The 13,050-nt window shown below is 68.7% G+C and carries 10 protein-coding genes and 1 pseudogene; 6 read left to right on the top strand and 5 right to left on the bottom strand.

The window, feature by feature from the left end; genetic code table 11:
• A partial coding sequence (locus ABDW35_RS19920; RefSeq protein ID WP_343715624.1) for a DUF2189 domain-containing protein occupies positions 1-366 on the top strand: 366 nt, incomplete at its 5' end.
• Positions 367-534: 168 nt separating this feature from the next.
• Here the strand turns inward: ABDW35_RS19920 and ABDW35_RS19915 are convergent.
• Both ABDW35_RS19915 and ABDW35_RS19910 read right to left on the bottom strand, forming a co-directional pair.
• Positions 535-2,118: an MDR family MFS transporter gene (locus tag ABDW35_RS19915; RefSeq protein ID WP_343715623.1), complete on the bottom strand. Its 1,584-nt coding sequence runs from the start codon at positions 2,116-2,118 to the stop codon at positions 535-537.
• A 34-nt stretch (positions 2,119-2,152) separates the two neighbouring features.
• Positions 2,153-3,319, bottom strand: a complete 1,167-nt coding sequence (locus ABDW35_RS19910) for an HlyD family secretion protein (protein WP_343715622.1) — start codon at positions 3,317-3,319, stop codon at positions 2,153-2,155.
• 150 nt (positions 3,320-3,469) lie between these two features.
• On the opposite strand from ABDW35_RS19910, the gene ABDW35_RS19905 reads away from it, so the two are divergent.
• Positions 3,470-4,117 (top strand): TetR/AcrR family transcriptional regulator, encoded by a 648-nt coding sequence (locus ABDW35_RS19905; RefSeq protein ID WP_343715621.1) that lies wholly within the window; start codon positions 3,470-3,472, stop codon positions 4,115-4,117.
• Positions 4,118-4,158: 41 nt separating this feature from the next.
• Here ABDW35_RS19905 and ABDW35_RS19900 read toward each other — a convergent pair whose 3' ends face one another.
• The gene (locus ABDW35_RS19900; RefSeq protein ID WP_343715620.1) at positions 4,159-6,069 is read right to left on the bottom strand and encodes a calcium-binding protein; all 1,911 of its coding nucleotides are present in this window, start codon (positions 6,067-6,069) and stop codon (positions 4,159-4,161) included.
• 211 nt (positions 6,070-6,280) lie between these two features.
• Here ABDW35_RS19900 and ABDW35_RS19895 point away from each other — a divergent pair, with 211 nt between their 5' ends.
• Genes ABDW35_RS19895 through ABDW35_RS19880 form a run of 4 tightly spaced genes read left to right on the top strand, consistent with a single transcriptional unit; the run spans position 6,281 to position 10,835 of the window.
• Positions 6,281-7,306, top strand: coding sequence for a LacI family DNA-binding transcriptional regulator (locus ABDW35_RS19895; RefSeq protein ID WP_343715619.1), 1,026 nt, complete (start codon positions 6,281-6,283; stop codon positions 7,304-7,306).
• Complete coding sequence (locus tag ABDW35_RS19890) at positions 7,303-8,856, top strand: sugar ABC transporter ATP-binding protein (RefSeq protein ID WP_343715618.1); 1,554 nt, start codon at positions 7,303-7,305, stop codon at positions 8,854-8,856. Before ABDW35_RS19895 ends, ABDW35_RS19890 begins: the two co-directional genes overlap by 4 nt.
• Entirely contained in the window at positions 8,853-9,854 is a 1,002-nt protein-coding gene (locus tag ABDW35_RS19885; RefSeq protein ID WP_343715617.1) for an ABC transporter permease, read from the top strand. Before ABDW35_RS19890 ends, ABDW35_RS19885 begins: the two co-directional genes overlap by 4 nt.
• A gap of 42 nt (positions 9,855-9,896) precedes the next feature.
• Positions 9,897-10,835 carry an ABC transporter substrate-binding protein gene (locus tag ABDW35_RS19880; RefSeq protein ID WP_343715616.1) on the top strand — a complete coding sequence of 313 codons (939 nt, stop codon included), beginning with the start codon at positions 9,897-9,899 and terminating at the stop codon, positions 10,833-10,835.
• A 183-nt stretch (positions 10,836-11,018) separates the two neighbouring features.
• On the opposite strand, the gene serA is transcribed toward ABDW35_RS19880, so the two are convergent.
• Positions 11,019-12,596 (bottom strand): phosphoglycerate dehydrogenase, encoded by a 1,578-nt coding sequence (gene serA, locus ABDW35_RS19875; RefSeq protein WP_343715615.1) that lies wholly within the window; start codon positions 12,594-12,596, stop codon positions 11,019-11,021.
• An 82-nt stretch (positions 12,597-12,678) separates the two neighbouring features.
• Positions 12,679-13,050: pseudogene (locus ABDW35_RS19870) on the bottom strand (phosphoserine aminotransferase); the annotation flags it as partial.

Below are 13,050 nucleotides of genomic sequence, written 5' to 3'. Positions count from 1 at the left end.
AATAACACCCTCGGCCCGGGCGAGCCGGCGTCGATCGGCACCTTCCTCGGCCAGGTGTTCGGCACCGCCGCCGGCTGGACCCTGATCGTGGTCGGCTGCGGCGTCGGCGCCGTCTTCGCCGTGGCGGCGATGGCGATCGGCGTGGTGTCCTTCCCGCTGCTGCTGGATCGTGACGTCGGCGCCGACACCGCGATCTGGACCTCGATCCGCGCCGTGGCCGCCAACCCGGTGCCGATGGCGGCCTGGGGCCTGATCGTCGCCACCGGCCTCGTCATCGGCTCGATCCCGCTCTTCGTCGGGCTGATCGTGGTCATGCCGGTGCTCGGCCACGCCACCTGGCACCTGTATCGTAAGCTGGTGAATTAGTCTCCGCCCAAGCCGGAGAGCTGGATCTGAGATCGCTTGAGAGTGCGCTGGCGTGAGTCGGCTGGCGGTGGTTTCGAGACCCGGAGCGCAGCGGACGTATAGTCCGTGAGCACCGGAAGCGGAGAAACCGCCGCCAGACGGCCGCGCCAGTAGCGCTATCAAGCGGTCTCAGTGAGCTCCGCCGCCACCGCCGGCCGCCCCCTTCTTCATGATGAAGACGCAGGCGGCGGAGGCGACCAGGATCACGCCCAGCACCGCAAAGGTGTCGCTGAAGCCCATGACCAGCGACTGCGCCCGCACGGTCTTGCCGATGGCGATGATGGCCTGGTGCTTGGCCGTCGCCGGATCAGACACGCCGCTCGACATGAAATACCGGGTCAGTTGGTCGATCCGGGTCCGCGTCGCCTCCTCGAACATCGAGACCGACTGGCCGATGATGTTCGAGTGGTACTGCTCGCGCTTGGTGACGATGGTGCCCAGCAGCGCGGTACCGAAGGCGCCGCCGAGGTTGCGCAGCATGTTGAACAGGCCCGAGGCCGCGGCCGATTCCTGCCGGGCAATGCCGGCCATGGCGATGGCCGACAGCGGCGCCATCACCACCGCCTGGCCGATGGCGCGGACGATGTTCGGCACGAACAGCTGGTCGCCGCCATAGACCAGCGACATGTTGATGTTCATGAAGCAGCTGGTGGCGAAGACCAGCAGCCCTCCGGCCACCAGCCATCGCGCATCCATCTGCTTCATCAGGATCGGCACCAGCGGGATGATCAGCAGCTGCGGCAGGCCGGTCCAGGCCACCACCAGGCCGATCTGCTCCGAATCATAGCCCTGCACCTGGGCCATGTATTGCGGCAGCAGATAGGCGGCGCCGTACAGGGCGAAGCCGAGGAAGACATTGGCCAGCGTGCCGAAGCCGAAGTTGCGGCGCAGCAGCAGCCGCAGGTCGACGGCCGGCTTGGCCACCCGCAGCTCGATCCAGATGAACAGCGACAGGAAGACGACGGCGATGACAGCCAGTCGGACGATGAAGGGCGACCCGAACCAGTCGTCCTTGTTGCCCTCCTCCAGCACCGTCTGCAGCGAGGCCAGGCCGATCGCCATGGCGCCGATGCCGAACCAGTCGCCCTCCTTCAGCAGGTGCAGCTTCATCGGCTCGCGCTCCAGCGTCGCGGCCAGCCCGGCCAGCATGAAGGCACCCGGCACCAGGTTGATGTAGAAGATGTATTGCCAGCCGTAATTGTCGGTCAGCCAGCCGCCGATGGTCGGGCCGATCGCCGGCGCGAAGGTGGCGGTGATGGCGAACAGCGCCATGCCCATCGGCCGCTGCGACAGCGGCAGCCTGGTCATCACCAGGGTGAAGGCCATCGGGATCAGCACGCCGCCGGTGAAGCCCTGGATGCCGCGCAGCAGGATCATCTCACCGAGATTGGCGGCGAAGGCGCAGGCCACCGAGAACAACAGGAACAGCGTGGTGTTCACCAGCAGGAAGCGGCGGAACGAGAAGACCTGGCTGAGATAGGCGGTCAGCGGTATGACGATGATCTCGCCGATCAGGTAGGAGGTCGAGATCCAGGCGCCGTTGTCGACGCCGGTGCCGATGCCGCCTTCGATCTGCGGCAGCGAGGCGTTGGTGATCTGGATGTTCAGCACCGCCATGAAGGCGCCGAGCAGGCCGGAGAACACCGAGATCCAGGTGGTCAGGCTGGCCCGCTCGGCCGGCGGGGCACCGGCGGTGGTGGTGGCGGAAGACATCGCTGTGGCCCTCCGGGCCGCGGATCCGCCGCGCTCAATGCGCGGCCGAATCCTGCTTGGTGGCGTCCTGCTTGGTGTCGCCCTGCTTCGTGTCGATCGTCGCGATCACCGACATGCCGGGGCGCAGCTGGCCCGCCAGCGGGTCGTCGCGGTCGAGCACGACCTTGACCGGGATGCGCTGCACGATCTTGGTGAAGTTGCCGGTGGCGTTGTCCGGCGGCAGCAGGGCAAATTCCTGGCCGCTGGCCGGCGACAGGCTGTCGACATGACCATGGATGTCGGCATCCGGGAACATGTCGACCGCGATGTCGACCGGCTGGCCCGGATGCACGTCGGTCAGCTGCGTCTCCTTGAAATTGGCGACGATGTAGGTCTCGGCCAGCGGCACCACCGCCATCAGCTGGGTGCCGGCCTGAACGTACTGGCCGACGCGCAGGGTGCGGTTGCCGATCGTGCCGGCCATCGGCGCGGTGATGGTGGTGTAGCCGAGGTTTAGCTCGGCCTGGCGCTGCGCCGCCTGGTCGGCCGCCAGCGCGGCCTTCGCCTTCTCCAGCTGGGCCTTCAGCACGTCGAGCTGCTTCTCGGCCGCGGTCACCGCCGCCTGGTCACGCTGCAGCGTCGCCGTCGCCGACTGGACATTGGCGGTCATCTGCTGCGCGTTCTGCACGCTGCCATTGCCGGTGCGCGCCAGGGCGGTGTAGCGGTCGAACTGCTGCTGGGCATAGGTCAGCGCCGCCTGGTCGACCCCGACGGTGGCGCGGGCCTGCTCGATCGCCGCGGCCTGCTGCTGGATCGCGGCATCGGCGTCGGCGATGTCGGCCTGGGCGGACAGCACGTTGGCCTTGGCCTGGTCCAGCGCCACGGCATAGTCGCGGTCGTCGATCCGGGCCAGCGGCTGGCCCGCGGTCACCGCCTGGTTGTCCTGCACCAGGACCTCGCCGATATAGCCCGAGACCTTCGGCGCGATGGTGGTCGAGTCGGCCTTCACATAGGCGTCGTCGGTCGATTCCTGGAACCGGCCCACGGTCCACCAGTTCCAGCCGAACCACACGGCACCGGCCAGGACGACGGCGCCCAGCGGCAGCAGCAGGAGCTTCTTGCCGAGACGGCGGCGCGGCGCCGGTGCCGGCGCGGACGGGGCCGTGCTGGCCTCCGGCACCGGGGCGGTGCGGAGCTGGGCCGGCTGAACCTGATGGGTCATGACAATTGCCCTCCAAAGCCGAAACCACCCGGGGCACCCGCCGTCTCCAGGGCGGCAGGATCGTCGTGGCGATTTAGGAAACTTGACGGTTTCCACCCAAAGATGGGAGATGGAAGGGAAATGCGCAAATGCGCGACCGAGGGGCCAGACATGCAGGAAACGCCGAAACGGCCGCGGGGGCGGCCGCAGCTGCGCAGCGACGACGAGACCAGACGGCTGATCCTGGAGGCGGCGACCCGGAGCTTCCTGGCGCAGGGCTTCGGCGCCACCAGCATGGAGGCGGTGGCCCAGGCGGCCGGCGTGTCGAAGAAGACGATCTATCGCTTCGTCGACACCAAGGAGCATCTGCTGGAGGCGGTGATCGACGCGCGGTCGGAGGCGCTGCGGTCGCCGATCGGGCACGATGCCGGCCCGGACCCGGCGGCGGCGAAGCAGGCGCTGCGCCAGTTCCTGCAGGAGCTGACGCGGCTGGTGCTGTCGGAGGAGACGGTGGCGCTGAACCGGCTGGTCTATGCCGAGTCGCTGCGCTTTCCGGCGATGGCGCACGCCTTCTACCAGGCCGGCCCGGTGCGCAACGCCCAGGCTCTCGCGGCCTGGCTGGAGACGCAGCGCCGACACGGCGTGCTGCGGTTCGAGGACGACCTGACCACGGCCCAGATGCTGGTCTCGATGACGATCGCCGAGCCGTTGCGCGCCGCCACGCTCGGCGTCGCCCCGCTGCCGACGGCGGCGGAGAACGACCAACGAATCGCCGAAGCGGTGGAGATCTTCCTCCACGGCTGCCAGGTGCCGCGCTAAGGCGCCCCGCGGCGGCCTTGGCCGCCACGGGGCCAAGGCCCTCAGAGCACGAAATCCGCCGCGGTCAGGGCGTGGTCGGAATAGACGGTGATGATCGAGTCCGGCTGCTTGTCGCCATTGACGTCGAGATAGACGCCGTAGCGGCTGCCGCCGAAATCGACCACCCGCAGTTCGCCCGCAGTGCCGGTGAAGCCGCCGGTGCCGAAGGTGAAGGTGTCGCCGTTGCCCGCATTGCCGTCGGCGTCTATCGACGACAGGTCGATCCGATCGCCGGTCGAGAAGTCCACGATCGTGTCCTTGCCCGACGCGGCCACGGTGCTATCGCCGACGCTGGTGTAGTCGAACCGGTCGTCGCCGGCCCCACCCTTCAGCACGTCGGCGCCGGCCGCGCCCTGGAACGTATCGTTCCCGGCCCCGCCCCAGAGGGTGTTGTTGCCGCTGTCGCCGGTCAGGCTGTCGTTGAAGGCGGAGCCGTACACCTGCTCGATGCCGGCCAGCGTGTCGCCCTGGGCATCGCCGTTGAGGCCGATGCCGGCCTGGAGATGGACCACCACCCCCTGGGCGGAACCGGCGTAGGACACCGTGTCGATGCCGGCGCCGCCAGTGATGGCGTCGGCCCCGGCGCCGCCCTCGATGAAGTCGTTGCCGGCGCCGCCGTCGATTTGGTCGTCGCCCGCGCCGCCGGTGATCGAGTCGTCGCCGTCATCGCCGAAGACGATGTCGTTGTCGGCGCCCGCATCGATCGAATCGTTGCCGATGCCGCCATGGATGGTGTCGGTGCCGTCGCCGCCGACGAGCCGGTCGTTGCCGTCGCCGCCGTCGAGGTTGTCATTGCCCGCCTCGCCCGAGAGCGCGTCGTCGCCGCCATTGCCGATGAGCGTGTCGTTGCCGAGCTCGCCGCCGATGATGTTGCGGCCGGCATCGCCGGTCAGGCTGTCGTCATGGCTCGAGCCATAGAGATTCTCGATGGCGGTGAGCGTGTCGCCCTCGGCGTCGCCGCCGCTGGCGGTGTGGGCGGCGAGGTCGACGATCACCGCCGCCGCCGAGCCCTGGTAATTGGCGAAATCCGAGCCGTCGCCGCCGGTCAGCTGGTCCGCGCCCGCACCGCCGTGAAGCGTGTCGTCGCCCGCGCCGCCGTCCAGTGCATTGTCGCCCGAGCTGCCATAGAGATGGTCAGCGAAGGCGGAGCCGGTCACGTTCTCAATCAAGGACAGCGTATCGCCCTGGGCGTCGCCGCCGCTGCCGGTGCCGGCCGCCAGGTCGATGGTGACCCCCGCGGACGAGGTCGTGTAGTCGACGGTATCGATGCCATCCTGCCCGCCCAGCTGGTCGGCCCCTGCGCCGCCGTCGAGCCGGTCATCGCCGAGCCCCCCGTTCAGCTGGTCATTGCCGTCGCCACCGGCCAGCTGGTCCGCGCCCGAGCCGGCGTTGACGAGATCGTTGCCCCCGGCGGCCGAGAGGGTGTCGTCGCCGTCCCAGCCCCAGAGCTGGTTGTTGCCGGCATCGCCCGTGAGGTGGTCGCCGAAGTTGCTGCCATTCAGCTTCTCGATGCCCGAATAGGTGTCGCCTTCGGCGTTGCCGCCGACCCCGGCGCCGCCCGACCCGAGATCGATGGTCACGGCCGCCGGCGAGCTGAAATAGTCGACAAAGTCGCTGCCGGCCCCGCCGTTCAGCACATCGGCCCCCGCCGCCCCGAGGAGGACATCGTCGCCGTCGTCGCCGTTGAGCGTGTCGTTGCCGTCGCCGCCGATGAGCGTGTCCTGGTCCGCCCCGCCATTGAGAATATCGTCCCCGGCATCTCCGCTCAGCTGGTCGTCCCCGTCGTCACCGCTGATCGCGTCGTTGCCGTCGGCGCCGTTGAGCGTGTCATTGCCGCCCAGGCCGCTGACCGTATCGGCATCGGCCGTGCCGGGGTAGAAATCCGCGCCCGGCGTTCCCGTGAAATCCGCCATCCCAACCATCTCCGTCAAAATCGTGACCGGCGACGCGGTCACGGATCGGTATGAAGTCGCAGAAAAGGAACGCGACCTCTGCGGCGGAATCCAGCGGAAAATTGCGTAGACAGGGTTCGATTCATCGCGGAACGGGCTGAGCGCCCCTCACCCGGTTTGATTTCCCTTCATCAAATTTTGATGATATCCCTTCAATCAGGGAGGGGCTTCCGTGGCCAGGACGACGCTGCAAGACGTCGCACGGGAAGCCGGCGTCAGCGTCGCGACCGTCGACCGCGTGCTGAACGGACGTGCCGGCACCCATGCGCGCATGGTCGACCGCGTGAAGGCGGCGGTCGAAAAGCTGCATTACGAGCCGGACCGGCTGGCCTCGCGCCTGTCGCGGGCGCGCGATTTCCGCTTCACCGCGATCCTGCCGGTCGGCAGCAACGACTTCATGCACGATCTGGAACAGGAGTTCCGCACCCTCGCCCGCCGCTATGAGGCCGAGCGGGTGGCGATCGACGTGCTTCAGGTCGATGTGTTCGACGGCGAGGCCCTGGCCGAGGCGCTGGAGCAGCTGCCGGCCGAGATCGACGGCGTCGCCGTGGTGGCGCTGGACCATCCGGCGGTGGTGGAGGCGCTGAGCGCCCTGGCCGCCCGCGGCACCGCGGTGGTGACGCTGGTCTCGGACTTGCCCGCTGCCAAGCGGCGCCACTATGTCGGCCTCGACAACCATGCCGCCGGCCGCACCGCCGCCAGCCTGCTGGGCCGCTTCCTGGGACCGCGCCGCGGCAAGGTCGGGCTGATCGCGGGCTCCCTGCAGCTTCGCGACCATATCGAGCGGCAATTCGGCTTCGAGCAGGTGATCGCCCGCGAATATCCCCAGCTGGAGGTGCTGCCGCTGCGCGAGGCCCGGGACGACGCGGCCCGGGTCGAGGCCGCCGCCCGCACCCTGCTGGACGAGAACCCGGACCTGGTCGGCCTCTACAATGTCGGCGGCGGCCAGCAGGGCGTGGTGGCGGCGCTGGAGGCGACCGGGCGCGCCCGCGACATCGTCTTCATCGGCCACGAGCTGACCGAGTTCACCCGTCGGCACCTGGTGCGCGGCACCATCGACGCCGTGATCAACCAGGACGCCGGCCATATGGCGCGCAGCAGCGTCCGGGTGCTGCTGGCGCTGCGCGAGGGCGTGCCGATCGTGCCGGACCAGGAGCGGATCCGGATCGACATCTTCATCCGGGACAACATGCCATGAGCGCCCCCTCCCCCGTCCCTCGCCCCACCGATGGCCCGGTGCTGGTTGTCGAGGGGCTCGGCAAGACCTTCGGCACCGTAGCCGTGCTGCAGGAGGTCGGGTTCGAGATCCGGCCGGGCGAGGTCCATGCCGTGATCGGCGAGAACGGTGCCGGCAAGTCGACGCTGATGAAGATCCTGGCCGGCCATCTGGCGCCCACGGCTGGCACCATCAGCATGCATGGCGCGCCGATCCGTTTCGCCGGCCCGGTGGACGCGGAACGGCACGGCATCGTGCTGGTGCATCAGGAAATCCTGCTGGCGCCGCATCTGACCGTGGCCGAGAACCTGTTTCTGGGCCGCGAGAAGCGGCGCGGCCTGGCCGGCGGGTTCAGCGTGGACGACCGCGCCATGAATGCCCGCGCGGCCGAGGCGGTGCGGTCGCTGGGGGCGGAGATCGACCCGGCCGTGCCGGTGGCCCAGCTGTCGATCGCCCAGCGCCAGCTGGTGCAGATCGCCCGGGCGCTCTTAGTGCCGCACAGCGTGGTGATCTTCGACGAGCCGACGGCGTCGCTGACCACGCATGAGACCGACGCGCTGCTCAAGGTCATCCACGACATCCGGGCCAAGGGCGTGGCCGTGCTCTACGTCTCGCACCGGCTGCCGGAGGTGAAGGCGATCGCCGACCGGGTGACGGTGCTGCGCGACGGCCGCCTGGTCGGCACCCATGACGCGGCGGCGATCGAGCCGCTGGACATGGCCCGGATGATGGTCGGCCGCGACATGGCCAATCTCTATCCGCCACGCACCGACGCCCCGGCCGGCGAGCCGGTGCTGGAAGTGCGGGGGATGACCGTGCCGCGCTTCGCCCAGGATGCAAGCTTCACCCTGCGGCGCGGCGAGATCCTCGGCTTCGCCGGGCTGGTCGGCGCCGGCCGCACCGAGCTGCTGGAGGGCGTGCTGGGGCTGCGCGCCGCCCATGGCGAGGTCCGGCGGAACGGCAAGCCGGTGCGCTTCGCCACCGTGCGCGACAGCATGGCGGCCGGCATCGTCTATCTGAGCGAGGACCGCAAGGGCAAAGGCCTGCTGCTGGCCCAGGATCTGCGCATCAACCTGACCCTGGCGGCGCTGCAGCGCTTCACCCGCGGGCCGGTGATCGACACGGCGAAGGAATGGCAGGAGCTGGACCGCGCCATCGCCGCCTTCGACGTACGCACCCGCCGCCGCGACCTGCTGGCAGGGCAGCTCTCGGGCGGCAACCAGCAGAAGCTGCTGCTGGGCAAGATGATGCTGCTGGAGCCGGAGATCGTGGTGATCGACGAGCCGACGCGCGGCATCGATATCGGCACCAAGCAGCAGATTTACCGCTTCGTCGCCGAGTTGGCGGCCCAGGGCAAGTCGGTGATCGTCATCTCCTCGGAGATGCAGGAGCTGATCGGCCTGTGCCACCGCATCCTGGTGATGCGGTCCGGCCGCATCGTCGGCGAGGTCACCGGCGACGCGATGACCGAAGACGAGATCGTGACCTACGCCACCGGCGTGAAAACCATGGCATTGGCTGGGGAAGCATGAGCACCACGACCACCGCACCCGCCGGACGGGGCTTCAAGTTCGACCTGCGCGCCGCGGCGCCCTTCGCGGCGCTGGCCGTGCTGATCGTCGTCGGCGCCCTGCTGAACCCGAACTTCCTCAGCGCCGACAACCTGCTGAACGTGGCCACGCGCAGCGCCTTCATCGCCATCATCGCGGTCGGCGCCACCTTCGTCATCACCGCGGGCGGCCTGGACCTGTCGGTCGGGTCGATGGCCGGCTTCGTCGCCGGCTGCATGATCCTCCTGATGAACGCGGCGCCGCTGGGCGACGGCGCCACGCTGATCGCCCTCGCCATGGCCGTCGCCATCGTGCTTGGCGCGCTGTGCGGCCTGGGCAACGGGCTGATCACCACGGTCGGGCGGATCGAGCCCTTCATCGTCACCCTCGGCACCATGGGCATCTTCCGCGGCCTGCTGATCTGGCTGGCCGAGGGCGGGTCGATCGCGATGAAGGCGCCGGACCTGCGGGCGCTGTACCGCCCGGTGTATTTCGGCACCGTGTTCGGCGTGCCGGTGCCGATCCTGGTGATCCTGGCGGTCGGCGCGCTGGGCGCCTTCGTGCTGTACCGCACCCCGTTCGGCCGCCATGTCCGCGCCGTCGGGTCGAATGAGGACGTCGCTCGCTACTCCGGTATCTCGGTCGACCGGATCCGCACCCTGACCTATGTGATCCAGGGCGTCTGCGTCGCCGTGGCTGTGCTGGTCTATGTGCCGCGCCTCGGCTCCGCCACCACCACCACCGGCCTGCTATGGGAACTGCAGGCGATCACCGCCGTGGTCGTCGGCGGCACCGCGCTGCGCGGCGGTGTCGGCCGGATCTGGGGCACGATCTGCGGCGCCCTGATCCTCGAGGTCGTCGGCAACATCATGACCCTGTCCAACCTGGTCAGCGAGTACCTGATCGGGGCGGTGCAGGGCGCCATCATCATCATCGCCATGCTGGTGCAGCGGTCGCTGCTGCGCCGGCCGGGCAATTAGGGCCGCCTATTCGTAGCAGGCTCGATTTCTGGGGAGGACTATATGCGTTTCAAGATGATTGGCCTCGCGGCTGCGGCCCTGCTGGCTTTCGGCACCGCCCAGGCGCAGGAGAGCAAGACCATCGCCGTGTCGATCCCGGCCGCCGACCATGGCTGGACCGGCGGCGTCGTCTACCACGCGCAGCAGGAGGCGAAGGCGCTGGAGGCCCGCTATCCGGGGCTCAAGGTGATCGTCAAGACCTCGCCGGACGGCGCGTCCCAGGCCAATGCGCTGGAGGACCTGACCACCCAGGGCATCGACGCGCTGGTGGCCCTGCCCCACAACTCCGACGAGCTGACCGACCCGATCCGCCAGGTGAAGTCGAAGGGCGTCTTCGTCACCGTGGTCGACCGGGCGCTGAGCGACCAGTCGATCCAGGACCTCTACGTCGCCGGCAATAACCCGGAGCTGGGCCGCGTCGCCGGCAAGTACATCAAGGACACGCTGGGCACCGGTGACGTCGTGGTCATCCGCGGCCTGCCGATCGTGATCGATGAGGAGCGGATCAAGGGCTTCGACGAGGCGATCGCCGGCAGCGGCATCAAGGTGCTGGACAAGCAGTTCGGCAACTGGAGCCGCGACGACGCCTTCAAGGTGATGCAGGACTACCTGGCCAAGTACCCGAAGATCGACGCGGTGTGGTGCCAGGACGACGACATGGCCGTAGGCGTGCTGGAGGCGATCAAGCAGGCCAACCGCAGCGACATCAAGTTCGTGGTCGGCGGTGCCGGCATGAAGGACATGGTCAAGAAGGTGATGGACGGCGACAAGATGATCCCCGTCGACGTGCTGTACCCGCCGGCCATGGTCGCGGTGGCGATGGACCTGACCGCCGCCAACCTCTACGACCACCTGCCGGTCCGCGGCCGCTACATCCTGGACGCCACGCTGGTGACCAAGGACAACGCCAAGGAGTTCTACTACCCGGACTCGCCGTTCTGACCTGCGCCACCTATTGACTGTCATCCTCGGGCTTGACCCGAGGATCCAGGGGCTTTCAAGAGCTGTTCTCGGTGGCCCCTGGATTGCCGGGTCAAGCCCGGCAATGACAGTGTGGGGATGGGCACAACAAAAAGCCCCGGCCTTCGCAGGCCGGGGCTTTTCGTTCGATCCGCTATCGTCCGCTCAGAAATTCAGCGCCTTGGCCTGCACCACGCTGGGCAGGCCCTGGACGGTCTTGACGATCTCCTCCGCCACCGGGCTGTCGACCGACACCAGCGCCAGGGCGCTGCCGCCCTCGGGCCGGCGGCCGAGGTTGAAGTTGGCGATATTGATGCCGGCATCGCCCAGCACCGTGCCGAGGCGGCCGATGAAGCCTGGTTTGTCCTCGTTGCGCACGAACAGCATGTTGCGCGCCACCTCGGCCTCCAGCGAGATGCCCTCCAGCTCGACGATCCGCGGCTTGGTGCCGGCGAACAGCGAGCCGGCGATGCTGCGGCTCTGCCGCTCGGTGGTCACCGTCAGCCGCACCAGCGTGTGGTAGTCCTCGCAGGTCTCGCGCTTGGTCTCGCTGACGTCGATGTCGTATTCGCGCGCGATCACCGGCGCCGACACCATGTTGACGCTGTCGAGCAGCGGCCGCAGCAGCCCGGCCAGGATGACGCTGGTGATCGGCCGGGTGTTGAGCTGGGCGACATCGCCCTCATAGGTGATGTTGACCGCCTTCAGCCGGGTCTCGGTGATCTGCCCGGCGAAGCTGCCGAGCTGCTCGACCAGCGCCAGATACGGCTTCAGCTTCGGCGCCTCCTCGGCCGTCACCGACGGCATGTTCAGCGCGTTGGTCACGGCGCCGGACAGGAGGAAGTCCGAGATCTGCTCGGCCACCTGCAGGGCCACATTCTCCTGCGCCTCGCTGGTGGCGGCGCCGAGATGCGGGGTGCAGACCACGTTGGGCAGGCCGAAGAAGGCGCTTTCCTTCGCCGGCTCGACGGCGAAGACGTCCAGCGCCGCGCCGGCGACATGGCCCGACTTCAGCGCCGCCAGCAGGTCCTCCTCGACGATCAGCCCGCCGCGGGCGCAGTTGATGATGCGCACGCCCGGCTTCATCTTCGCGATCGCCGCCGCGTCAATGATGTTGCGGGTCTGGTCGGTCAGCGGCGTGTGCAGCGTGAGGAAATCGGCGCGCTGGAACAGCCCGTCCAGCTCGACCTTCTCCACGCCCAGGTCCAGCGCCCGTTCCGGCGACAGGAACGGGTCGTAGGCGATGACCTTCATCTTCAGGCCGATGGCGCGGTCGGCGACGATCGAGCCGATGTTGCCGCAGCCGATCAGGCCCAGTGTCTTGCCGAACAGCTCGACGCCCATGAAGCGGGACTTCTCCCACTTGCCGGCATGGGTCGAGGCGTTGGCGTCCGGCAGCTGGCGGGCCAGCGCGAACATCATGGCGATGGCGTGCTCGGCGGTGGTGATGGAGTTGCCGAAGGGCGTGTTCATCACCACCACGCCGCGCTGGGTCGCGGCCGGGACATCGACATTGTCGACGCCGATGCCGGCGCGGCCGACGACCTTGAGGTTGGTCGCGGCGGCCAGCACCTCCTTGGTCACCTTGGTGGCCGAGCGGATGGCGAGGCCGTCATACTGGCCGATGATCGCCTTCAGCTCCTCCGGCTTCAGGTCGGTCTTGACGTCGACCTCGACGCCGCGGTCGCGGAAGATGGCGACGGCGGCCGGGGACAGGGCGTCGGAAATCAGAACCTTGGGCATCATCTTGCTCCGAAGGGACCTGCGCCCCGCCGCTCCGCGACGATGGCGGGGCGAGGCGCAGGACGTTGTCAGGAAGGAGAGGTCAGGCGGCCAGCTTCAGCTCGGCCCGGGCGCGGTCGAACGCCCAGTCCAGCCAGGGCAGCAGCGCCTCGAGATCGGCGGTGTCGATCGTGGCGCCGCCCCAGATCCGCAGGCCCGGGGGCGCGTCGCGATAGCCGTTGATGTCGAAGGCGACGCCTTCCTTCTCCAAGAGCGAGGCGATCTTCTTCGGCACCGCGGCCTGCGCCTCTTCATCCAGCGCCGTGACCGCCGGATCGACGATCTTCAGGCAGATCGAGGTGCAGGAGCGGATCGCCGGATCCGCCGCCAGGAAGTCGACCCAGGGGGTGCGCGCGACCCAGGCGGCGACGGCGGCGAGATTGTTCTCCGACCGCTCGATCAGCTTATCCAGGCC

Origin of the sequence: Inquilinus sp. (assembly GCF_039594555.1) — a bacterium.
Taxonomy (GTDB): domain Bacteria; phylum Pseudomonadota; class Alphaproteobacteria; order DSM-16000; family Inquilinaceae; genus Inquilinus.
Note: the sequence above shows the minus strand (reverse complement) of the source record. Positions and strands in the feature narration are given on the sequence as shown.